Origin of the sequence: Comamonas kerstersii (genome assembly GCF_008801935.1) — a bacterium.
Taxonomy (GTDB): domain Bacteria; phylum Pseudomonadota; class Gammaproteobacteria; order Burkholderiales; family Burkholderiaceae_C; genus Comamonas; species Comamonas kerstersii.
On sequence record NZ_VZOT01000001.1, the window covers coordinates 66,420 to 89,960 of the forward strand.

At 61.2% G+C, this 23,541-nt stretch carries 19 protein-coding genes; 6 read left to right on the forward strand and 13 right to left on the reverse strand.

All coding sequences use genetic code 11. The features are described 5' to 3' along the window. Window positions 1–80: 80 nt before the first annotated feature. From F7P80_RS00335 to F7P80_RS00370, 8 genes are all read right to left on the reverse strand, one after another. Window positions 81–1,151, reverse strand: a complete 1,071-nt coding sequence (locus F7P80_RS00335; RefSeq protein WP_249041341.1) for an adenosine deaminase — start codon at window positions 1,149–1,151, stop codon at window positions 81–83. 124 nt (window positions 1,152–1,275) lie between these two features. Then, window positions 1,276–2,424 (reverse strand): BMP family ABC transporter substrate-binding protein, encoded by a 1,149-nt coding sequence (locus tag F7P80_RS00340; RefSeq protein WP_151042002.1) that lies wholly within the window; start codon window positions 2,422–2,424, stop codon window positions 1,276–1,278. Between the two features lie 319 nt (window positions 2,425–2,743). Then, the gene (locus tag F7P80_RS00345) at window positions 2,744–3,901 is read right to left on the reverse strand and encodes a BMP family ABC transporter substrate-binding protein (RefSeq protein ID WP_054066106.1); all 1,158 of its coding nucleotides are present in this window, start codon (window positions 3,899–3,901) and stop codon (window positions 2,744–2,746) included. Window positions 3,902–4,003: 102 nt separating this feature from the next. Then, window positions 4,004–4,924: an ABC transporter permease gene (locus tag F7P80_RS00350; protein WP_054066107.1), complete on the reverse strand. Its 921-nt coding sequence runs from the start codon at window positions 4,922–4,924 to the stop codon at window positions 4,004–4,006. Further along, complete coding sequence (locus F7P80_RS00355; RefSeq protein ID WP_151042004.1) at window positions 4,924–6,006, reverse strand: ABC transporter permease; 1,083 nt, start codon at window positions 6,004–6,006, stop codon at window positions 4,924–4,926. The genes F7P80_RS00350 and F7P80_RS00355 overlap by 1 nt, the downstream gene beginning before the upstream one ends. Further along, window positions 5,999–7,585 carry an ABC transporter ATP-binding protein gene (locus F7P80_RS00360; RefSeq protein ID WP_058880342.1) on the reverse strand — a complete coding sequence of 529 codons (1,587 nt, stop codon included), beginning with the start codon at window positions 7,583–7,585 and terminating at the stop codon, window positions 5,999–6,001. Before F7P80_RS00360 ends, F7P80_RS00355 begins: the two co-directional genes overlap by 8 nt. An 84-nt stretch (window positions 7,586–7,669) precedes the next feature. Beyond that, window positions 7,670–8,593: a LysR family transcriptional regulator gene (locus F7P80_RS00365; RefSeq protein ID WP_151042007.1), complete on the reverse strand. Its 924-nt coding sequence runs from the start codon at window positions 8,591–8,593 to the stop codon at window positions 7,670–7,672. A gap of 75 nt (window positions 8,594–8,668) precedes the next feature. Next, window positions 8,669–9,463: a hypothetical protein gene (locus F7P80_RS00370; RefSeq protein WP_054066111.1), complete on the reverse strand. Its 795-nt coding sequence runs from the start codon at window positions 9,461–9,463 to the stop codon at window positions 8,669–8,671. A gap of 242 nt (window positions 9,464–9,705) precedes the next feature. Between F7P80_RS00370 and xdhA the strand changes: the two genes are divergently transcribed. Together xdhA and xdhB are read left to right on the forward strand one after the other, a co-directional pair. Further along, complete coding sequence (xdhA, locus tag F7P80_RS00375; RefSeq protein WP_054066112.1) at window positions 9,706–11,211, forward strand: xanthine dehydrogenase small subunit; 1,506 nt, start codon at window positions 9,706–9,708, stop codon at window positions 11,209–11,211. Continuing rightward, window positions 11,208–13,529: a xanthine dehydrogenase molybdopterin binding subunit gene (xdhB, locus tag F7P80_RS00380; protein WP_151042009.1), complete on the forward strand. Its 2,322-nt coding sequence runs from the start codon at window positions 11,208–11,210 to the stop codon at window positions 13,527–13,529. Before xdhA ends, xdhB begins: the two co-directional genes overlap by 4 nt. Here the strand turns inward: xdhB and F7P80_RS00385 are convergent. The 4 genes from F7P80_RS00385 to xdhC all read right to left on the reverse strand — a co-directional run bounded on the left by F7P80_RS00385 (window position 13,526) and on the right by xdhC (window position 18,789). Next, entirely contained in the window at window positions 13,526–15,517 is a 1,992-nt protein-coding gene (locus tag F7P80_RS00385) for a sensor domain-containing diguanylate cyclase (protein WP_077345271.1), read from the reverse strand. The genes xdhB and F7P80_RS00385 overlap by 4 nt on opposite strands. Window positions 15,518–15,654: 137 nt before the next feature. Beyond that, window positions 15,655–16,278 (reverse strand): Crp/Fnr family transcriptional regulator, encoded by a 624-nt coding sequence (locus tag F7P80_RS00390; protein WP_151042640.1) that lies wholly within the window; start codon window positions 16,276–16,278, stop codon window positions 15,655–15,657. A gap of 196 nt (window positions 16,279–16,474) precedes the next feature. After that, a complete protein-coding gene (locus F7P80_RS00395; RefSeq protein ID WP_151042012.1) occupies window positions 16,475–17,740 on the reverse strand; it encodes a urate hydroxylase PuuD in 1,266 nt (421 codons plus the stop codon). A 218-nt stretch (window positions 17,741–17,958) separates the two neighbouring features. Further along, window positions 17,959–18,789 (reverse strand): xanthine dehydrogenase accessory protein XdhC, encoded by an 831-nt coding sequence (xdhC, locus tag F7P80_RS00400; protein ID WP_151042015.1) that lies wholly within the window; start codon window positions 18,787–18,789, stop codon window positions 17,959–17,961. Between the two features lie 82 nt (window positions 18,790–18,871). Here xdhC and F7P80_RS00405 point away from each other — a divergent pair, with 82 nt between their 5' ends. Further along, the gene (locus F7P80_RS00405) at window positions 18,872–19,372 is read left to right on the forward strand and encodes a hypothetical protein (protein ID WP_054066118.1); all 501 of its coding nucleotides are present in this window, start codon (window positions 18,872–18,874) and stop codon (window positions 19,370–19,372) included. Between the two features lie 124 nt (window positions 19,373–19,496). Here the strand turns inward: F7P80_RS00405 and uraH are convergent, their stop codons facing one another. Further along, entirely contained in the window at window positions 19,497–19,847 is a 351-nt protein-coding gene (uraH, locus tag F7P80_RS00410) for a hydroxyisourate hydrolase (protein WP_151042018.1), read from the reverse strand. Between the two features lie 94 nt (window positions 19,848–19,941). On the opposite strand from uraH, the gene F7P80_RS00415 reads away from it, so the two are divergent. The 3 genes from F7P80_RS00415 to uraD all read left to right on the forward strand — a co-directional run bounded on the left by F7P80_RS00415 (window position 19,942) and on the right by uraD (window position 23,518). Beyond that, window positions 19,942–20,619, forward strand: coding sequence for a GntR family transcriptional regulator (locus F7P80_RS00415; protein ID WP_054066120.1), 678 nt, complete (start codon window positions 19,942–19,944; stop codon window positions 20,617–20,619). 17 nt (window positions 20,620–20,636) lie between these two features. Continuing rightward, window positions 20,637–21,596 (forward strand): allantoinase PuuE, encoded by a 960-nt coding sequence (gene puuE, locus F7P80_RS00420; protein ID WP_054066121.1) that lies wholly within the window; start codon window positions 20,637–20,639, stop codon window positions 21,594–21,596. Window positions 21,597–21,661: 65 nt separating this feature from the next. Continuing rightward, complete coding sequence (gene uraD, locus F7P80_RS00425) at window positions 21,662–23,518, forward strand: 2-oxo-4-hydroxy-4-carboxy-5-ureidoimidazoline decarboxylase (protein WP_151042020.1); 1,857 nt, start codon at window positions 21,662–21,664, stop codon at window positions 23,516–23,518. Window positions 23,519–23,541 lie beyond the last annotated feature (23 nt).

Below are 23,541 nucleotides of genomic sequence, written 5' to 3' on the forward strand. Positions count from 1 at the left end.
CGCTAGAAAAATAAGGATTTCAGATAGATAAGTATCTGAAATCCAGCAAATACAAGCGCTGGCAGCTCTATTTTTTATAACTACGCCGCAAACGATGCAAAGTGCGCATCCAGCTGCTGCCCCCATGCCGCCTTTTGGGCAGGCGTGGCAAAGCTGGCCTCCAGGCTGTTGCGGGCCAGCTGGTAGGCTTCCTGCACCCCCATGCCGGTGGCGGCAAACAGCTGCAGATAGTTGTCGTTGACGTAGCCGCCAAAGTAGGCAGGGTCGTCCGAGTTCACCGTCACATGCAGTCCGGCAGCAAGCAAGCGCGGCAGGTTGTGCTCGCGCAGGTCAGGGAAGACGCACAGCTTCAGGTTGGAGAGCGGGCAGACGGTCAGCGGCATGCGCGTCTGCGCCAGCCGCTGCATCAGCCCCCAGTCTTTTTCTGATTGCACGCCGTGGTCTATGCGCTCCACTTTGAGCACATTCAGAGCACTCCACACATAGTCGGGCGGCCCCTCTTCACCGGCATGGGCCACCAGATGAAAGCCCAGTTCACGGCAGCGCTCAAACACGCTCTGGAATTTCTCGGGCGGGTTGCCCAACTCAGAGCTGTCCAGCCCGATGCCTATGAAATGCTCCCGGTACGGCAGCGCGGCCTCCAGCGTCTCAAACGCGGCTTCCTCGCTCAGGTGGCGCAAAAAGCTCAGGATCAGCGCGGCGCTGATGCCCCTCCGTGCCTGCGCATCCTTGCAGGCACGCGCCAGACCCTGAATGACAGTGCCCATGGGCACGCCGCGCTCGGTGTGGGTCTGCGGGTCAAAAAAGATTTCGGCACGCACCACATGGTCAGCAGCTGCACGCTCCAGATAGGCCATGGCCATGTCGTAGAAGTCCTGCTCCTGCAGCAGCACGCTGGCACCGGCGTAATAGATGTCCAGAAAGCTCTGCAGATTGGTGAAGGCATAGGCGCTGCGCAAGGCCTCTACGCTGGGATATGGCAGCTGCAGGCCATTGCGCTCGGCCAGTGCAAAGATCAGTTCGGGTTCCAGTGAACCTTCAATGTGGATATGCAGTTCGGCCTTGGGCATGCTGCGCAGCAGCGCAGGCAGACGCTCGGCAGGAATGTGCGCCATAGCGGCAAGTGTGGTGGCAGGGATGGTGGTGGTCATGGCGTTGGCTGGCTCCCAAATGCTTGCGGATGCCCTTTCACCATAGCCGGTACCGCGCTCTGTTGCCAAGCAGACATAGGCGCAAAAAAGGCTGCCCGCAGGCAGCCTAGGATAGCAGCAGGGCTTACTTGCCGGGCACCTTGCCTTCCACACCTTCGATGTAGAAGTCGATACCGGTCAGGAAAGCGTCGTCCGCCACAGCACCTTCGGCCAGGGCATCCTTGCCGTCATTGGTCTTGAGGGGGCCCTTCCAGATCTGCAGCGTGCCATTCTGCAGGCCAGCCTTGGCCTCTTCCATCTTGGCCTTCAGATCAGCAGGAATGTCTTCTGCCACGGAAACCAGGTCAATCGCGCCGTCCTTCACACCCAGCCAGCTGCCACCGGCTGTCCATGTGCCGTTGAGCACATCGTTCACAGCCTTGGAGTAGTAAGGCTGCCAGTCGATGATGGCCGAGCCCAGGTGGGCCTTGGGACCGTAGGCAGTCATGTCAGAGTCCCAGCCAAAGGCGCGAATGCCCTTTTCTTCCGCAGTCTTGAGCACGGCGGGGGAGTCTGTGTTCTGGAACAGCACGTCAGCGCCGCCATTGATCAGGCTGGTTGCTGCTTCGGTTTCCTTGGGAGGGCTGAACCAGTCGTTCACCCACACTACCTTGGTCTTCACATCGGGGTTCACGGACTGAGCACCCAGCGTGAAGGAGTTGATGTTGCGCAGCACTTCAGGAATGGGCACCGAGCCGACCACGCCCAGCACGTTGGACTTGGTCATGCCGCCCGCCAGGATACCGGCCAGGTAGGCACCTTCGTAAGTACGTGCGTCATAGGTACGCACGTTGTCACCGTTCTTGTAGCCTGTGGCGTGCTCGAACTTCACATCCTTGAAGTCGGGAGCGAGCTTCTGGATGGTGTCCATATAGCCAAAGGTGGTGCCGAAGATCAGCTTGTTGCCCTGAGAGGCCAGATCACGCAGCACGCGCTCGGCGTCAGGGCCTGCAGGCACGCCTTCCACATAGGTGGTGACGATCTTGTCGCCAAACTCATCCTGGATCTTCTTGCGTGCGGTGTCGTGCGCAAACGACCAGCCGCCGTCACCCACAGGGCCCACGTAGGCAAAGGCCACCTTCAGCGGCTCTGCAGCAGCAGGCGCATCCGCCACAGGTGCTGCGGCAGGCGCAGGTGCGGGTTCATCTTTTTTGCCGCAAGCAGCCAGAGCCGTTACGGTCAGCGCCGAGATGGCAGCCAGTTTGAACATGGAACGTTTGTTCAGATCGGTCATAGTTCTTCCTTTAAAGGGAATCAGGGAAAAGCAAACCACTGCAGCAATACCCGCGCCAGTTTGTGCCGGATCGCAGCAACCGCTTACATCAATGGTTGCACACTTTGGAGATCCGAAACATCAAGCTGGCATCGTCAGGCGCTGCTGCCACAAAAACTATCGGTGGAGATGACCCCGGGGCCATCCGGCTGCACGCGGTACGGGCTGCGCAAGCACCGCGTGTATACACCAGATCGCATGCAGCAAAAAGGCCTCCGGTGGTCAGAGGCCTTTGACTGACGTGCAGGCGCGTCATGCGCCTGCAGGTGGTCATGCGTAATTAGTTACCAGTGCCTGGCACGTTGCCTTCAACGCCATCCACATAGAACTTGATGCTGGTGATGAAAGGCAGATCAGCCACCTGACCGTCGGCCAGAAGTTCATTGCCCTTGTTGTCCTTGATGGGGCCCTTCCAGATCTGGAAGGTGCCGTCCTTCAGGCCCTGGCGCACCTGGGCAACCTTGTCCTTGATTTCCTGAGGCACTTCTTCGCTGATCTTGACCAGATCAATCGCGCCTTCCTTCACGCCCCACCAGAAGTTCTGGCCGTTCTCCACCTTGCCGTTCAGTGCGTCCTCGGTCACCTTGATGTAGTAAGGCGACCAGTCGATCACGGCCGAGCCCAGGTGTGCCTTGGGGCCGAAGGCGCTCATGTCGCCATCCTTGCCAAAGGCATACACACCGCGCTCTTCGGCCGTCTTCATCACCGCAGGCGAGTTGGTGTTCTGATAGAGCACGTCCACGCCGCCGTTGATCAGGCTGGTGGCAGCTTCAGCTTCCTTGGGGGGGCTGAACCATTCGTTCACCCAGACCACCTTGGCCTTGATGTCAGGGTCCACGCTTTGCGCACCCAGCACAAAGGAGTTGATGTTGCGCACCACTTCAGGGATTGGCACGGAAGCCACGACACCAATGGTCTTGGTCTTGGTCATGCCACCAGCCACGATACCGGCCAGGTAGGCGCCTTCGAAGGTCTTGGTGTCGTAGGTCGCGCTGTTAGGTGCCTGCTTGTAGCCCGTAGCGTGCTGGAAATTCACCTCAGGCAGGTCAGCCGCAGCCTTTTGCACAAACTCCTGATAGCCGAAGCTGGTGGCAAACAGCAGCTTGTTGCCCTGAGCGGCCAGGTCGCGCATCACACGCTCTGCATCGGGGCCCTCGGCCACGCTCTCCACGAATGTGGTTTCCACCTTATCGCCAAACTTGTCCTGCACCGCCTTGCGGCCCAGATCGTGCTGGTAGGTCCAGCCGCCATCACCGATGGGGCTCACATACACAAAACCAATCTTCAGGGGATCTGCAGCGGCTGGTGCTTCAGCGGCTGGGACGGCTGCAGGCGCAGGGGCAGCTTCTTCTTTCTTGCCACAGGCGGACAAAGTAGCGATCGAGATGGCCGACAAAGCGACCATCTTCAGCACAGTGCGTTTATGCAGTTTGGACATGCGTAGTTCCTCGACAGGGTAAAAAAAAGGCGTGCCACCTTGGCTCGCCTTACGCTTCGCTACCCCACGGCGACAGGGTAGCTGCTTCTTGGGTCATGGCTCTTACGAGCCTGGATAAAAAGGCTTTCCTAAGGATGCCGGCATATTGGCGCGAATCCATGCGGGATTGCGAGAAATCAGCACCAGCACCACGATGGTCGCCACATAAGGCAACATGCTGAGCAACTGGCTGGCGATGTGCACGCCCGTTGCCTGCAGGTGAAACTGCAGCATGGTAACGCCGCCAAACAGGTAGGCACCCAGCAAAATGCGTGCGGGCCTCCACGTTGCAAACGTGGTCAGCGCCAGCGCAATCCAGCCACGGCCAGCGACCATGCCTTCCACCCACAGCGGGGTGTAGACGGTAGACACATAGGCACCGGCCAGACCGCACAGCGCACCACCGGCCATGACGGCCCCAAGGCGAATCATGCGCACGTTGTAGCCCAGGGCGTGGGCGGATTCCGGCGACTCACCCACGGAGCGCAGAATCAAGCCCGCGCGTGTGCGGTACAGGAAGTACACCAGCAGCACAGCAATGATGATGGTGCCGTACACCAGCGGGTGCAGACGGAACAGCGCAGGGCCCACCACGGGCAGATCTGCGAGGAAAGGAATGTCGTACTTGGGCGACTCAGGCAGCTTGGCCTGCACATAGTTCAGCCCCGCAAAGGCCGAGAAACCTGCGCCAAACAGACTCAGCGCCAGGCCCGTGGCCGACTGGTTGGTGTTGAGCCAGATCACCAGCACGCCAAAGATGGCGGCCAGCAGCGCACCGGCCCCCATGCCCGCCAGAAAGCCGATCCAGGTGCTGCCTGTGTGTACGGTGGCGGCAAAGCCCGCCAGCGCAGCGCACAGCATCATGCCTTCAGCACCCAGGTTGATGACACCTGCGCGTTCATTGATCAGCAGCCCCAGCGCAGCCAGCGCCAGCACCGTACCTGCACTCAGGGTCGAGGCAAAGAGCAATGCGTATGCATCCATTACTTTGCTCCCTTCACGGCAGGCTTGCCTGCAATCCAGCGCACGCGGTACGCGATCAGGGTGTCACAGGCCAGCAGCGTAAACAGCAGCAGACCCTGGAACACGCCAGTCAGAGACTTGGGCAGGCCCAGGCGCGACTGCGCCAGTTCACCGCCGATATAGAACATGCTCATCAAAATGGCCGAGAAGATCATGCCCACGGGGTGCAGACGCCCCACAAAGGCAACGATGATGGCCGCAAAGCCGTAGCCTGCGGGAACATAAGGGGTCAGCTGGCCAATGGGGCCCGCCACTTCCAGCGCACCTGCCAGACCGGCGGCGCCACCGGAGATCAGCAGTGCCGTCCACAGCGCGCGGCGCGAAGAGAAACCTGCATAGCGTGCCGCAGCGGGGGCAATGCCACCCACCTGCTGTGCAAAGCCTGCCTTGGTGCGGAACAGGAAGATCCACAGTGCCACCACACCCAGCAGTGCCAGCAGCGTGCCGATGTGAACGCGGGTACCTGCAATCAGCTTGGGAATCTGCGTGACAGACTCAAAGGTCTTGGACTGGGGGAAGTTGTAGCCCATGGGGTCCTTCCAGGGACCGTAGACCAGATAGCCCAGCACCAGCGTGCCGATATAGACCAGCATCAGGCTGACCAGAATCTCATTCGCGTTGAACTTGTCACGCAGAAAGGCCACGATGCCCGCCCAGAACATGCCGCCCAGCACACCGGCGAGCAAGATGGCAGGAACAATCCAGGGGCCTGTGTTCTGGTCTGCCAGCAGCGCCACACCACCGGCCGTGACGGCACCAATCACAAACTGGCCTTCGGCACCAATGTTCCAGATGTTGGAGCGGAAACACACGGACAGGCCCAGCGCGATCAGCAGCAGCGGCGTGGCCTTCATCACCAGCTCACCCAGGGCGTAGCTGGTCTTGATGGGTTCCCAGAAGAAGGCCTGCAGGCCACGCACTGGGTCCTTGCCCAGCATGACGAACAGACACATGCCCACGGCCACCGTGATCAGCAGAGCCAGAATGGGGGCACCATAGGTCCAGAATTTGGAGACCTGTGGGCGCGGTTCAAGCTTAAACATGCTGGGCACCTCCGCTTTGTTCCACCTTGGCCAGGTGCTGCTGCACGTCGGCGTTCCACAAACCACTCATCCACTCACCCACCAGTTGCAGCGTCGCCTCTTTGCGTGGCAGCGAGGGGCTGAGCTGCCCCTTGGCCACCACGTGCAGTCGGTCGCTGATTTCAAACAATTCGTCCAGTTCTTCGCTGAGCACCAGCACGGCGCAGCCCGCATCACGCAGTGCCAGAATTTCGCCGCGAATCTGTGCAGCAGCGCCCACGTCCACACCCCATGTGGGTTGCGAAACGATGAGCAGCCTGGGCTTGGCATCAATTTCCCGGCCCACGATGAACTTCTGCAGATTGCCGCCAGACAGCGACTTGGCGGCAGCATGAGGGCCGCCCGCCTTCACGCCAAAGCGGCGGATGATGTCAGCCGCATGGGCTTCCAGCTTTTTGATATTCAGCCAACCGCCCTTGCCCACGGCGTCATCGCGTGTGAGCAGCATGTTGTGCGCCAGCCCCATGGTGGGCACGGCACCACGGCCCAGGCGTTCCTCGGGCACGAAGTGCAGACCCAGCGCACGGCGCTGACTGGGGTTCAGGCGACCGGCAGGCTTGCCTGCCACATGAATCATGTCGGCTTCGGCACGGGTGTCTTCCCCCGAGAGCACATACAGCAGTTCCTGCTGGCCGTTGCCGGATACACCGGCAATACCGACCACCTCACCGGCACGCACTTCAAACTGCATGTCCATCAGGTCTACGCCAAACTGGTCCTGCTTCTTGAGCGTCAGACCGTTGACCTTGAGCACGGTGTCACCCGTCTTCACATCGCGGTACTGCAGTGCAGGTGGCTCGGCACCAATCATCAGGCGCGACAGCGAGGCGTTCGACTCTTCACGGGGGTTGCAGTAACCCGTCACCTTGCCGCCACGCAGCACCGTACAGGCCGTGCACAGCTCGCGGATTTCGTGCAGCTTGTGGCTGATATAGATGATGGAGCAGCCTTCAGAGGCCAGCTTGTTCAGCACCACAAACAGCTTCTCGACCGCCTGCGGTGTCAGCACGGACGTGGGCTCATCCAGAATCAGCACTTTGGGGTCGGTCAGCAGCGCACGGATGATTTCCACGCGCTGCATTTCGCCCACGGACAGGGTGTGTACCGGACGGCTGGGATCAATGTCCATGCCGTACTCGGAGCCCTTTTCCTCGATGCGGCGTGTCACCTCGGCCAGCGACATGCTCTTGTCCAACCCCAGCCAGACGTTTTCCGCCACGGTCAGCGTGTCAAACAGGCTGAAGTGCTGGAACACCATGGCAATGCCCAGGGCACGTGCTTCCTGCGGGTTGCGGATGTGCACGGGCTTGCCGTTGAACAGCACCTGGCCTTCATCGGGCTTGACGGTGCCGTAGATGATTTTCATCAGCGTGGACTTGCCAGCACCGTTTTCGCCCAGCAGGGCATGTACCTCGCCAGGCTGCACGGTCAGCGACACCTTGTCGTTGGCCACGACGGCGGGATACCGCTTGGTAATGCCCACCAGCTGCAATCGCGGTGGCGCTTCACCGGGCATGGGGGTTGGTTGAGGGGTGTTCATGCGCGAGATTTTCTCAATTCAATGAAAGTTTGGATGCAAAACCTGCGTTGCCGCAGGTTTCACGAGCGCCTGAAGCTACAGTTTTCATAGCTTCATGGCGATATGTCTCACCGCATCACGCAACCAGGTTGCGGCACTTGAATGGTGCGTACGGTCATGCCACAGCTGGTAGTAACGCATCTGTGGCAAAGGAACGGGCGGCTCCAGAATCGCCAGCGGCAGCTGTGCGGCATAGCGCTCGCAGAACTGGCGGCCGGTGGTCAGCACTAGCAAGCTTGAGGCCACCATCTGCGGCATCAGTCCAAAATGGGCACAGCGCACCGCAATGTGGCGGTGCAGCCCCTGGGCATGCAGCGCATCATCAATCACGCCCTTGGCGCCGGGGTGTGTGGGCATGGGAGCGATGTGTTCGGCCTGCAGCCAGTCCTCGGCCGTCCAGCCCCGGCGCACGGCGGGGTGGTTCTGGCTGACCAGGCACACGGTGTCATCAGCAAACAGCTGGGCCATGCGCAGCTCGGCCGGTGGCTGGGGCCAGTTGCCAATCACCACATCGACTTCACCCTGTGCCAGCTGGCCGCTGTAGTCCACGTCATGACTGAGCGCCATGATTTCCACGGCACACAGCGGCGCGTGCTTTTTCAGATAGGCCACCAGCTTGGGCAGGAACAGCGGGTCCAGATAGTCACTGGCCGCAATGCGGAAGGTGCGTTCGGCACTGCGCGGATCAAAGGCACGCGCTTCGGTAAACAGGTTTTCGGCCGCGCGCAGGATGTCGGCGGAGGGCTCAAGCATGCGCAGCGCTGCATCCGTGGGCTGCATGCCGCTGCCCGATCGCACCAGAATGGGGTCGCCCGAGAGTTCACGCAGACGCTTGAGCGCAGTTGACACCGCAGGCTGGTGCATGCCCAGACGCACGGCTGCACGCGATACGCTGCGCTCGGCAATCACCGTGTGCAGCACGCGTATCAGGTGCAGATCGATTTTTTCGAAAGGCGTGGCGTCTCGCATGAAAGAAATATGGGCCGCGATTGCGACCCAGTATGCCAAGGCAACATGACCTCAAGGGCAGGGATTGTTCGGAGATCAATGCTGCTGCACGGCTTCCCCGGTCAGGGCTGCTTCGTCCAGCTTGGCCTGCCAGTACGCCAGACGCGCGTTGTGGCGCGCCATGATGGCAGCATCAATCGCTTCTTTGTGGATGTCGGAGTAGTCCTCCAGCTCATCCACCAGTTGCAGCATCTTGCGTTCCATCTGCGACATCTGCTCCATCAGCTCTTCCTCTTCGGTCTTTCCCGTCCGCAGAGGGTTGGCCAGCGCGGCCAGCAGCTTGCTGCTCTTGCCGGGGTCGGTGGTCCCCATGGCACGGCACAGCTGGTCATATTCCGTGCGCAGGCTGTTGAACTCTTCCATCCGCTCGTTGAAGCCTTCGCTGAGCACGGCCCGCAGATGGGCTTCGGCCTGCAGATAGGCTTCATGGCAGCGCTGCACTTCGGCCTCACGCTGCAGACGCTCGGCACGGGTGCGCGGCCCCTCGATGCGAAACAGCACCGCAAAGATCACGACGGACGCCACGCCATACCACAGCAGCCAGTCTGTAGGCACATAAAAGCTCCCCCAAGCCAGTGCGGCAGTCCCTGCCCATGCTCCCAGATAAATCGCCTGGCTCTCCCAGCGCACCTCACGCGGCACGGGAATGGGAGCCAGCTTGACCAAGGAGTGGAACTGCTGCGGCTCTTTGGCTTGTGGAGCCTGGAGCTTGGCAATCCGCTCGGAAACTTCGTCAATGCGAAATTCGGGAACTTCGGATGCAGATGGCGCTGTTGCTGACCAGAACTTGAGAGAACTTTTGGCGCGACGCAAGAAGTTGGAAAAGCTCATGGTGCGGCAAAAGTCCAGAAAGAAATGGGTCAGTGAGTTTAACAACCACAAGGCCGCTCCCGGGGAAGCGGCCCTGCACAGAAATTGCTTGACAGCACTTGTCACAGATCGCAGCAACGCGACTGGCGCCTACACAGGCGACAGCTTTATTGCTTTAAACACATGAACTGCATATGGAAGTCTATATGTCATCCCAAACTTCGGATGGCTTAATGCATAAAACACCGCCAAAACGCACGACTATGTCTTCTCGCCCCATCCGATTTCTGCGTCGCGGCCAGCCGGTGACGCTGCACAACATTCCCCCTGACCGCACCCTGCTGGAGGTGCTGCGCGAAGATTTGCGCTGTACCGGCACCAAGGAAGGCTGCGGCGAAGGCGACTGCGGTGCCTGCACCGTGGTGCTGGGCGAGCGCGTGACCGACAGCCAGGGCCAGCCCCAGCTGCACTACAAGGCCATCAACAGCTGCATCCGTCTGGCCCATTCCATTGACGGCATGGCGCTGTGGACGGTGGAAGACCTGAGCCAGGACCCTGACATCCACCGCCCCGCGGGCAAGCAGCTGCACCCCGTGCAGGAAGCGCTGGTGCAGTGCCACGGCACGCAGTGTGGCTTTTGCACCCCGGGTTTTGTGATGAGCATGTTTGGCATCTACCAGAACCACGACCGTGGCAGCCAGCTGGACCGCCAGGGCATGCAGGAGGCGCTGTCCGGCAATCTGTGCCGCTGCACGGGCTACCGCCCGATTCTGGATGCGGCACAGCACATGGCCAGCCTGCCCCCGGCAACCGTCAATGCACCTGCAGTTCTACAAAAACTAGAGCTGCTAGCGCAGGAAAATTCAGCACTTGCGGCAGAAACTAATTACAAACGCCCATCCAGCCTGCGCGAGCTGCTACAACTTCGTGCAGATCACCCGCAGGCACAGATCGTGGCTGGCTGCACAGATGTAGGTCTGTGGGTCACGAAACACCACCGACGCTTTGACATGGTGCTGGACGTCACCGCTGCCCAGGAACTCAAATGCATCGAGCATGCAGACGGCCAGCTGCGCATTGGAGCAGCTGTCACGCTGGAAGAGGCCTTTGCCGCGCTCAAGGCGCAGTGGCCGCAGCTGCACAAGTTCGCTGCCCGCTTTGCCGGCCTGCCCGTGCGCAACAGCGGCACGCTGGGTGGCAATGTGGCCAATGGCTCGCCGATTGGCGACTCCATGCCCCTGCTGATGGCACTGAATGCAAAGGTCGTTCTGGCCAGCATCCACGGCGAGCGCAGCCTGCCGCTGGAAGCTTTGTATACCGGCTACCGCCAGAACGTCATGGCCAAGGACGAGCTGGTCACGCGCATCGACATTCCCCTGCCCCAGCCGGGCAGCGCCACCCAATACCTGCGTGCCTACAAGATCAGCAAGCGCCAGGACGATGACATTTCCGCCGTCTGCCTGGTGATCAACGTGCATGTGGAAAACGGCATGGTGACAGCCGCCAGCATAGGCGCAGGTGGCGTAGCCGCTACCCCTGCACGCGCCACACAGACCGAAGCTGCCCTGCGCGGCCAGCCATGGAATGCAGCCACCGTGCAAGCTGCAGCAGCGGCTTTGCAAGCCGAGTTCAGCCCCATCTCTGATATGCGCGCCAGCAGCGATTACCGCAAGCATGTGCTGGGCAGCCTGATGCAGCGCTTCTGGCTGGAGAGCCAAGGCAAAACCGGTGTGACTTTGGACGATATTTCCTTGGAGGTGCAGGCATGAGCGCGCCCATTGCCCCCGTAGCGGCCACCGGTGTGGTGGGCCAATCCAATATCCACGAAAGTGCCGTTGCACAGGTCATGGGCGCAGCGCCCTATCTGGACGATCTGCCCGAGCTGCAAGGCACGCTGTATGCAGCGCCCATTCTTTCCACCGTCGCGCACGGCACGCTGCATGGTGTGGACGCCAGCGCAGCGCTGAACATGCCCGGCGTGCGCGGCGTGGTGCTGGCGGCCGACATTCCGGGTGACCCCATACTCGCCGCCTTTGGGCATGACGAACCCATTTTTGCGCTGGACAAGGTCTGGCATGTAGGCCAGGTGATTGGCCTGGTCGTGGCCGACAGCGTGATGGGCGCACGCCGCGCCGCGCGCAAGGTGCAGCTGGACATCACGCCGCTGCCCGCCATCCTCGACACACGTACCGCCATTGCCCAGCAAAGCTTTGTGCTGCCGCCCGTGCATGTGCAGCGTGGCGATGCCGATGCAGGCCTGGCCCGCGCCACCCACCGCCTGCAAGGCAGCATGGAAGTCGAGGGGCAGGAACACTTTTATCTGGAAGGCCAGATTGCCTATGTGATTCCGGCCGAGCAGAACCAGTGGATCGTGCACTCCAGCACCCAGCACCCCGGCGAGGTGCAGGAGTGGGTCGCCCACGCACTGGGCATTGGTGCACATGCCGTCACCGTGCAGTGCCGCCGCATGGGCGGTGGCTTTGGCGGCAAGGAAACCCAGGCCGGGCACCTGGCCGTGTGGTCAGCCCTTGCGGCGCGCAAGTTTGGCTGCCCCATCAAGCTGCGCCTGGACCGTGATGATGATTTCATGGTCACCGGCAAGCGCCACCCCTTTGATTACCAGTGGGATGTGGGCTTTGACGATCAGGGCCTCATCACCGGTCTGAAGCTGGAGATGGCCGCCCACTGCGGCTTTAGCGCCGACCTGTCCGGCCCCGTGGCCGACCGTGCCATCTTCCATGCGGACAATGCCTATTTCCTCTCGGATGTGAGCATTACCTCGTACCGCTGCAAGCTCAACACCCAGAGCCACACGGCCTTTCGCGGCTTTGGCGGCCCGCAGGGCGTGATCGTGATTGAGGCCATCATGGGCGATATTGCACGCACGCTGGGGCTGGACGCGCTGGAGGTTCGCCGCCGCAATTACTACGATGCAGATGCCACATCGCCACGCGCAGTCACGCACTACCAGATGCGCGTGGAAGACAATCTTCTGCGCCCCATGACGCAAAAACTGGAGCAGTCTGCGCAGTACCAGAAACGCCTGCAGGCCATTGAGGCCTGGAATGCGAACAACGACATCCTGCAGCGCGGCATTGCCCTTACGCCGGTGAAGTTCGGCATCAGCTTTACGGCCACGCTGTTCAACCAGGCAGGTGCACTGGTGCATGTCTACACCGATGGCTCGGTGCAGGTGAACCACGGTGGCACGGAAATGGGTCAGGGCTTGAACACCAAGGTCGCGCAAATCGTGGCCGATGAGCTGGGCGTGCCGCTGCACCAAGTGCAAATCACCGCCAGCGACACCAGCAAAGTACCCAATGCCAGTGCCACCGCTGCCAGCAGCGGTACCGACCTGAACGGCCGCGCAGCGCAATACGCTGCGCGCACCGTGCGCCAGAATCTGGCGGCCTTTGTGGCAGGGCTGGATGGCTGTGGCGCGGGGGCAGTGACGTTTTCGGGTGGCAGGGTACACACCCCCAAGGGCGCACGCGACTTCAACACCGTGGTCAAGGAGGCCTATGCCAACCGCATCCAGCTGTGGAGCGATGGCTTTTACCGCACGCCCAAGATCCACTACGACAAGACCACGCTTACCGGCCGCCCGTTTTACTACTTTGCCTACGGTATGGCCTGTACGGAAGTGGCGATTGACACCCTCACAGGCGAAGCCAGGGTGCTGGCCGTGGATGTGCTGTACGACGCAGGCAAGAGCATCAACCCGGCGATTGACATTGGCCAGGTCGAAGGCGGCTTTGTGCAGGGCATGGGCTGGCTGACCACCGAGCAGCTGGTGTGGAGCGACAAGGGCGTGCTGACCACGCATGCCCCCAGCACCTACAAGATTCCGGCCACAGGCGATATTCCTGCGCACTTCAAGGTGACGCTGTATGAGGAGCCCAACTTTGAGGACAACGTGGGAGGCAGCAAGGCCGTGGGAGAGCCCCCTTTCATGCTGGCCATCAGCGTGTATGAGGCACTGCGCCATGCCATTGGCTGCGCGCGTGACAAGCAAGGCAAGCATGGGGTGGTGCAGCTGCGGGCGCCTGCCACTGCAGAGCACATCCTGCAGGCGCTGCAGCGCTAATCATCTGCCGCCGTGGAGTGGTGCTGCGCCGAAATCTGCCCCACTGCCACCTGGCAGCGGCCGCGCCGCTTGGCCTCATAGCAGGCCATGTCGGCAGCGCGCAGCGCCTCTTCCGGCGCATGGCGCTGTGCATCGACAGCCACCACGCCCACGCTGATGCTGATCCAGTAGCGCTCACCATGCCAGCTCGGCTGCCATTGCCAGACGGCATCACACAGTGCCTGCCCAATGCACTGGGCATGGGCCAGGCTCACCCCGGGTAGCAGCACCACAAACTCATCGCCCCCCAGTCGGGCTACATCGCCCAGCGGCTGTAGATAGCTGGACAGCAAACGCGCCACATGGGCCAGCACCTGGTTGCCCATGTCACGGCTGGTGGATTCGTTGAGCATGCCCAGATGGTCCAGGTCTGCAAACAGCACACAGCCCTGCGCTGGCATCTGCTCCTGCGCCTGCCCATTGCCCGCATGCACCGGCATGGATGCCACCACCCAGGACTGCATATTCCACAGAAAAGCTTCACGCCCGGACAGGCCTGTCAAGCTATCGCGCGCTGCATGTGCCGCATCCGGCATCACCACTGCCAGTCTGTGTCGCCACGGCAGCTGCAATTGCCAGACACAGGCGCGCGCATCCTCATCAGCAGTCCAGGCAGACAACAGCACCTGCAGCACATCACCATCTTTTTTGCGCATTGCGACCACCCCCTCAAAGCGCGTCATCTCCTGCAAGGCACGCTGCACCTGTGTGCAGCTTGAGGGGTGAACCACCAGCTGCTGCAAAGTCATGGATTCCGCTTCAGGCTTGCAGTAACCCAGCAGAACGGATGCCTGACTGGTCATCAGCAGCACCTTGCCCTGCATGTGCAGCAGCAATGCGCATGGCATGGCCCCCAAGGCAGCTCTGGCCTGATCCAGTGCAGATTTTCTGGGCGGCTGCACCAGCGCAGCTTCAGGCACATGCTCCACAGCCGCTGACTGCACACTGCCAGCAAGCATCTGCTGCGTATGGCTGCAGCCAGCGCACTGGCGGCGCCACCACCAACTGCTCAGCCCGGCCAGCCCCAGCGTGCCGCCCAGCAACCACAGCCAGCTCTGCCACGGCAAACCCGGCCGCCATGCAGACATCGTGGGTGCTGCATCACTGAGCAGCACCACCTGCCACTGGGGCAGCGGCAGGCCCACACGGGTGAGCAGCTGCGTTGCGGTCTGCAGGTTTTCAGCGTGATGGCTGGCTGGCTGCTCCAGCAAACGCTGCACCAGCTGCCGATCAGGCCATGCCTGCTGAATGCTGCTTCCGCGCTGCGTGCTGTCTGCATGTGCCAGTACTACGCCAGTGCGGTCCAGCAGGTAATACTGCGATGCCTCAGGCTGCGTCAGCACATCGGGCAGCAGCAGAGCCACCGGGTACTTGACCATGGCCGCCAGCGCGGCAGAAACCTGCCCGTCTACCTGCCGAATGGGCACGGTCAGCAGCACATACAGGTACTGGGGCTCCTCCTGCTGATACGGCATTGCACTCACCGTGGGCTTGCCCTCAGCCATGGTGCGGCGCAATGCGCTGAGTCCGTCGGGCCCCAGCGCTGCACTCTGTGCGGCAAGGCTGTGCTGGCTCACTACCCCAGAAGGCAGCGCCACATGCAGGCTCTCAAACAGGCTGAGTACTGAGCCTTCCTGACGCATGAGGGCATCCAGAATTTCGGGTTTATCCAGCAAGCTGGTGTGCATGCCCTGTGCAATCGCGCTCAAAAGGCGCTGCGAAGCTTCCAGCCGCGCAGACAGCATGCGCGCCCACAGATCGGCCTCCAGTGCCTGCTGCGTCTGCAGCTGCTCCTGCGCACGGGCTTCAAAAGTACGACTGAGCCAGTAGACACTCCAGAGCATCACGGCCAGCGCCAGTGCCACCAGCACGCACAGCACCCGCCTCTGCCCTTGCCTGACAGAGAGCGCGAGCTGAACGGCGGGAGAAGGTGGTGCAGGCGCTGTCATCGCGTTCCACTATAGACATGGGCAGCGGCACACCAACATCGGTGGAAACCTTGCCAGACATGCGCCGACAGCTGCACGGGAAGCACACCAAAGACAAAGAGGCCTTGCGGCCTCTTGGTGTGCAGAAAGTGCTGTGGCTAGATACGCGCCACGTTTTGCAGGGCGCTGGGCTGCGGCAGATTGAGCACATTACCGCTGCCTGCAATCAGCCCATGCTCGCGCAGATGGCGCAGCACGCGCGAGAAGGTCTCTGGCGCAATGCCCAGCTGGGCGGCAATGGTGCGCTTGCGCTGGTTGAGCGTGACGCGCAGGCTGCCGTTGTCATCCTGCTTGGCATGGCGCAGCAGCCACTGGGCACAGCGGGTTTCCGCATCCTGGGCCAGGCGGCTGACGGCGGTTTCGGTCTGCTGGCAGTAGCCGTTGGCCATGTCCTGCATCAGTGCCAGCACGGTGTCTGGCAAGGTTTTGAGATTATCGTGAAAGGCCTGCAGCGACATGCGCCGCACCCGCACCCGCGAGTCCGTGATCATGTCTATGCTGAACTCCTTGCCTGCCAGCACAAAGGCTGCATCCACCCAGGCAGGCCCTTCCAGCATGCCAAGCTGGTGACGCAGCTGGTTGGCTTCACGCACACCCAGCACGACACAGCCACTGTCCAGATACAGCACAGAGTCTGGCCGTGCACCACGCTGGCGCAACACCTGCCCTGCGGGAATGACTTCCGCCTTGGCCAATGGATCAAAAGATGGGATGTGGAACATGACGGCCAACTGTGCCGTAGCACCCTGCTGCCGGTGTTGAGCCATGTCAAAAATTTTTCTCGGCGTCATCACGCTCATCCAGACAGCATGAGCGCTGGCGCGAGAGCATGCACCCCGCTTATGCAGGCTGGCCACAACAAAAAACCCGCCAGGGCCAAGCCCTCGGCGGGTGTCATCGTGTGTGGATGCCGGACTGTCAGTTCAGCGCAGCACCATTTTCAAACCACTGCTTGATCGCTTCACGCTCGGTATCGCTGAGCGCGCCGGGATTGCCAAACGGCATTTTGCGCAGCAGCACCACCTGCTGGTAGATCTGCTGGGCATGGCTCTTGACTTCTTCGGGCGAGTCAAACTTCACATTCTTTTGTGCAATCGTCTCGCTGCTGTGGCAGACCACACAGTGCTGCTGCATGATGATGCGCACATTTTCATAGCTGCCAGCGCTTGCAGCCGCTGCGCTGGCCTGCGTTTCTGTGCCTGCGGAATTTGCAGGTACTGCAGATGCTGCAGGTGTTGCAGGTGTTGCCACAGGGGCAGCGGGCTTGAGCCAGACCATCACACCCAGCAGTACCGCTACACCGACAGCAGCGTACTTCCAGGGATGGGGGTTACGGCCCAGCTTGTAGCCATGACGCATGACGAAGAACTGGCGAATGGCTGCACCAGCAAACATCATCAGAATCAACACCAGCCAGTTCAGGTCATGGTTGTACAGCCAGCCGTAGTGGTTGGACAGCATGGCAAACAGCACGGGCAGTGTGAAGTAAGTGTTGTGCACGCTGCGCTGCTTGCCGCGCTGACCGTGGATGGGGTCCACGGGCTCACCGGCCTTGATGGCGGCCACCATTTTCTTCTGGCCGGGAATGATCCAGAAGAACACGTTGGCACTCATGGAGGTCGCCAGCATGGCGCCTATCAGCAAGAAAGCCGCCTGCCCGGGGAAGAGATGGCAAGCCAGATAAGAAGCAAGGCACACCAGTACCAGCACCAGAGCACCTACGATGCCGTCACCACCTTGTTTTTCACCAAAGATGCGGCAGATGCCGTTGTACAGCAGCCAGAACACCACCAGAAAAGCCAGCGCCACCACAATGGCGGTGCTGCTGGACATGATGGGGTCCGCCGGATTGACCAGATAGATATTGGCATTCCACAGGTAGGACACCGTCAGCAGCGCAAAGCCAGACAGCCAGGTGGTGTAGCTTTCCCAGTAGAACCAGTGCGTGTGCTCTGGCAACTTGGGCGGTGCGCCTGCAAATTTGACGGGGTGGTAGAAGCCCCCGCCGTGCAGGGCCCACAGCTCGCCGCTGACACCTTGTTTTTTCAGGTCTTCGTCCTTGGGCGGCGTGAGGCTGCTGTCCAGAAAGACAAAGTAGAACGAGGAACCCACCCAGGCGATGGCGGTAATGACGTGCAGCCACCGCAACAGCAGGTTGGCCCAGTCGAGGATATAGCTTTCCATAGCACTCAACTCCGGCAGCACAGGGGCTGCCAAGAAAGATCAACCTGCTCACCACTGCGGGCGCTCTGAGCAGAAACATAAGGCCGCGCACCTGGGTTGAATAACCATCCTGGGCACCGCTGCGACCTGTTATCTGGCGATATGCACAAAAGTGTATGCAATTTTTGTCGCCAAAAATCAGCAATCTGGTGCTGACTAGGGCAAGTACCAACTGCCTGTCAGCTGACTGCCAGCTGCTGTGCTCTGAGCTGCAATAACTGTGCCGCAACGGCAATGGCAATCACCTCGGGCTCCTTGCCGGGTATGCCGGGCAGCCCGATGGGGCAGGTGATCTGCGCGATTTCTGACTCCGCAAAGCCGCGCTCGGCCAGGCGTTTCTGGAACACCGCCCACTTGGTGGCGCTGCCGATCAAGCCAATGAAGGGCAGATCTCCACGCTCGCGCTGGCGGCGCAGGCAGGCGCAGACGATGTCCAGATCCTCGGCATGGCTGAAGCTCATGACCAGCACCAGCGACTGCGCGGGCAGATCGCGCACGGCGTCCTGCACAGGCTCGGAATGCTCGCAGCAGACATGCGGCAGCGGCGCGGCGGGAAACATAGCGTCGCGGCTGTCCACCCAGTGCACGCTAAACGGCAGCGGCTGCAGCGCGTGCACCAGGGCATGGCCCACATGACCGGCACCAAACAGCGCCACGGGCATGCGCTGCGGCTGCAGGCGCTCGCGGGTGGCATCCAGCTGCGCCGCATCCACCGCGCTCAGGCGCAGCTGCACCACGCCACCACAGCACTGGCCCAGCGAAGGGCCCAGCGCCAGCCGGTGGCTGCGTGGCACACCCTGCAAACCTTGGGCCAGCCACTGCTGCGCCAGACGCGTAGCCTCCCACTCCAGATGGCCGCCACCAATCGTGCCCATCACGCCCTGGGCAGACACCGCCATCCATGCCCCACAGGCACGGGGCGCAGAGCCCTGCACGGCCGCTACTTCCACCAGACAGACCTGGCCCTGCACTACCCAGGCACGCAGGCCTTCCCAATCGTTTTCCACCATGAACCAGCCTTCTGAAACAGCAATTTCGCAAGCACAAGTCTTGCCACTTCTGTGGCTCCTGAGATCAGGATAAGCTTGCACCATGACCGACAAGCACACGCCATCTTCGTCCACCAACACCAAGCGCCACTGGCTGTGGGGTGGTCTTGCCACCGCAATGGCAGCCGTGCTGGCTGCCTGCGGCATCCGGCCCCGCACGCCCGATGGCCGCCCTGCAGTACCAGGCAAGACCTCTGCCGCCAGCTCGCCACGCGCCTACCGCAAGGATGCCGCAGGCCACCTGTACGAGCGCTACCCCCAGCACATCTACCAGGGCAAACTGCCACCACTGCTGTATGCCGTGGGTACGCTGGAAGTCAATCTGGGCCGCAAGGGCGAAGTGCGCAGCTTTAACTGGATGCGCAAACCCAGCCATGCACCAGAAGTGGTCAGAGAGATTGAACAAATGGTGCGTGCCGCTGCACCATTTCCGGTCGCCACGCAGCTGGGCTATGTGACCTATACCGACACCTGGCTGTGGCACAAGTCGGGGCAGTTTCAGCTCGACACCTTGACCGAAGGCCAGCTCGACTTCAGCGACTAAGCCTTTTCGAAGATACAAATAAGAGAGCATCTTGCGCTTGATCTGCTTGGGTTTAAGGTACAAAACACCATAAAACCAAGCAGTGACAAGCGCAAGCTGCTCTTTTTTTCTATTGCATGGCGATTCAGGAGCCGCGGTAGGTAGAGTAGCTCCAGGGGCTGACCAGCAGCGGCACGTGGTAGTGCTGATCTGCATGGGCCACACCGAAATCCAGGTGAACGATGCTCAGGAAATTGGGTTCGGGAAGTTGCACGCCTTTTGCTTTGAAGTAGCCTGCGACATTGAATGACAGGCGGTACGTGCCCGTCTTGAGGCTGTGGTTGTCAAACAGTGGCGCATCCGTGCGGCCATCGTGGTTCAGCGTCAAGCTCTTGAGGAGCGTGGCCTGCTCACCATCGGTGGCATAGAGCTTTACGTCCATGCCTGCTGCAGGGCAGCCGTGCATGGTGTCCAGAACGTGGGTACTCAAGCCCATGGGGTTTCTCCTTAATGTGCTGCAGCTGCCTCGCAACCGCTTGTTCACCAAAAGTGTATACAATTTTTGCTCAAACGCATCTATGATGATCCCTATGGAAACCTCCTCCACCAGTGCCATTGCCGAAGCCCTGACTCGCGCCATCGTCGAGCACAAGTTGCTGCCCGGCACCAAGCTGGCGGAGCAAAAGCTCGCAGACCACTTTGGCGTTTCGCGCACCCTGGTCAGGCAAGCTTTGTTCCAGCTGTCGCAAAACCGCCTGGTCACGCTGGCCCCTGCACGCGGCGCTTTTGTGGCTACGCCTTCTGCGGACGAGGCACGCCAGGTCTTTGCCGTGCGCCGCATGCTGGAGACTGAAATGACCCGCGCCTTTGTGCGCCAGGTCACGCCCCGACAGATCAAGGCGCTGAAGGCCCACATCAGCGCCGAGAAAAAAGCCATGGAACGCAATGACGTCGGCCAGCGCACCGAACTGCTGGGCGACTTTCACGTCGTCATGGCCGAGCAGATGGGCAACACCGTGCTGGCCCAGCTGCTGGGTGATCTGATCTCGCGCTGCGCGCTGATTACGCTGATGTACCAGAGCACCAGCGCCGCCGAACACTCGCACGAAGAGCACGAAGCCATCGTCGCTGCCCTGGCGGCCAAAGATGAAGAACTGGCCGTACGCCTGATGCAGGACCACCTGCAGCACGTGGAAGAAGGCCTGACCTTTGACCGTGAACTGCCCACCAATGATTTGTCGATGGCGCTGTCCAGCGTCACCCTCTGAAAGTCTGATGCCTCACCATGACCTATAACGCCTGCGCTCCCTACCCCCGTGACCTGATTGGCTATGGCCGCCACACGCCCCATCCCCAGTGGCCCGGCAAGGCGCGTATTGCCGTGCAGTTTGTGCTGAACTACGAAGAAGGTGGCGAAAACTGCGTGCTGCATGGCGATGCGGCCAGCGAGCAGTTCCTGTCTGAAATGTTCAACCCGGCCGCCTACCCTGAGCGCCACATGAGCATGGAAGGCATTTACGAATACGGCAGCCGCGCCGGCGTGTGGCGCATCCTGCGTGAGTTTGAAAAGCGTGGCCTGCCGCTGACCGTATTTGGCGTGGCCACGGCCCTGCAAAAGCACCGCGAAGTGGCGCAGGCCTTCCATGAACTGGGTCACGAAGTGGCCTGCCATGGCCTGAAATGGATCCACTACCAGGGCGTGCCAGAAGAAGTGGAACGCGCCCACATGGCGCAGTGCATGGAGATTTTTGGTGAGTTGTACGGCCATGACGGTGACCATGGCCTGGGCTGGTACACCGGCCGCGACAGTCCCAACACCCACCGTCTTGTGGCCGACAACGGCCGCTTTACCTACGACAGCGACTACTACGGTGACGATCTGCCTTTCTGGATGACTGTGCGCAAGACCGACGGCAGCCAGCACCAGCAACTCATCGTGCCCTATACGCTGGATGTGAACGACATGCGCTTTGCGCTGCCCCAGGGCTACTCGCACGCCGACCCGTTCTTCCAGTACATGAAGGACACGTTCGACGCCCTGTATGCCGAAGGCGCAGAAGACGGCGACAACGCCCCCAAGATGATGAGCATTGGCATGCACTGCCGCCTGCTGGGCCGCCCCGGCCGCATCACGGCGCTGCAGCGCTTTCTGGACTACATCCAGCAGCACGACCAGGTCTGGGTGGCACGCCGCATCGACATTGCTCGCCACTGGGCACAGCGCTTTCCCGCACCAGCTCTGTGAATGAAATTGGCTGCTAGCGCTTACCGCACAAGCGCTAGCAGCTCTCTTTTTAGATAGGACACACCATGGCTCTGACTTTGGAACAACTCAACGCCGCCGATACCGCCACGGCTGTGCAGCTGCTCGACGGCCTGTACGAACACTCGCCCTGGATTGCCGAAGCCGCCATGGCCCAGCGCCCGTTCAAGTCGCTGGCACATCTGAAATACGCCATGGTGCAAGTACTGGAAAAAGCGGGCCTGCAGGCCCAGCTGGACCTGATCCGCGCCCACCCGGAACTGGCAGGCAAGGCCATGGTCTCCAAGACGCTGACGGCCGAATCCACCAATGAGCAAAACAAGGCGGGCCTGACCCAGTGCACCCCCGAGGAGTTTGCGCAGATTCAGCAGCTCAATGCGGACTACAACGCGCGCTTTGGCTTTCCCTTCATCCTGGCCGTGCGCGGCCCCCGTGGCACGGGCCTGAGCAAGCAGGAAATCATTGCCACCTTTGCACGCCGCCTCTCCAACCACCCCGACTTTGAGCGCGCCGAGGCGATTCGCAACATCCACCGCATTGCAGAAATACGCCTGAACGACAAGTTTGGCTACGAGCCCACCTTGGGCAACGATGTGTGGGACTGGCAGGAAAAGCTGGCCCAGCACAGCGAGCCCGGCTACGCCGAAAAAGGCCAGCTCACTGTCACGTATCTCACTGATGCCCACCGTGCCTGTGCCCAGCGCATCAGCCACTGGATGCGTGACTGCGGTTTTGATGAAGTGGAAATTGACGCCGTAGGCAACGTGGTAGGCCGCTATCACCCTGCGCAAGAAGGTGGCAACAGCGCAGCGCCGGGTCGCCCCAAGCAAGCTGCGGCCCCCTCGGGGGGCAGCGCAGCACACGAAGTGGCAAGCGTGGGGGCTCCACGTTATTTGCTGACTGGCAGCCATTACGACACCGTGCGCAATGGCGGCAAGTACGACGGGCGCTTAGGGATTTTTGTGCCCATGGCCTGTGTGCGCGAGCTGCACCGCCAGGGCAAACGCCTGCCGTTTGGCATTGAAGTAGTTGGCTTCTCGGAAGAAGAAGGCCAGCGCTACAAGGCCACCTTCCTGGGCTCTGGCGCCTTGATTGGCGACTTCAAACCCGAGTGGCTGGAGCAGAAGGACGCTGACGGCATCACCCTGCGCGAAGCCATGCAGCATGCAGGCCTGTGCATTGACGACATCCCCAAGCTCCAGCGCGATGCAGCCAAGTATCTAGGCTTTATCGAAGTGCATATTGAGCAGGGCCCGGTACTCAACGAGCTGGATATTCCGCTGGGCATCGTCACCTCCATCAACGGCAGCGTGCGCTACATCGCCGAATACATAGGCACTGCCAGCCATGCAGGCACCACGCCCATGGACCGCCGCCGCGATGCCGCACTGGGTGCAGCAGAACTTGCGCTTTACATGGAGCAACGCGCCGCACAGGATGGCGACAGCGTGGCCACCATGGGCATGCTGCATGTGCCCAGTGGTTCGGTCAACGTGGTGCCCGGCCGCTGCCAGTTCAGCATGGATCTGCGCGCCCCTACCGATGTGCAGCGCGATGCCATGGTCAAGGACGTACTGGCCAAATTCGAGGAAATCGCCCAGCGCCGTGGTCTGCAAACCAAGCTGGAGCTGGCCATGCAGGCCTCTGCCGCGCCAAGTGCCCCCGCATGGCAGGCCCGCTGGGAAAAGGCCGTCGATGCGCTCGGTGTGCCCGTCTACCGCATGCCCAGCGGCGCAGGGCACGATGCCATGAAGCTGCACGACATCATGCCCCAGGCCATGCTGTTCGTGCGCGGCCTGAACAGCGGCATCAGCCACAACCCGCTGGAGTCCACCACCAGCGACGACATGCAGCTGGCCGTGGATGCTTTTGCCCATGTGCTGCAGCAGCTGGCTTCCGAATAATCCACCATCCCTACGAGAGCACG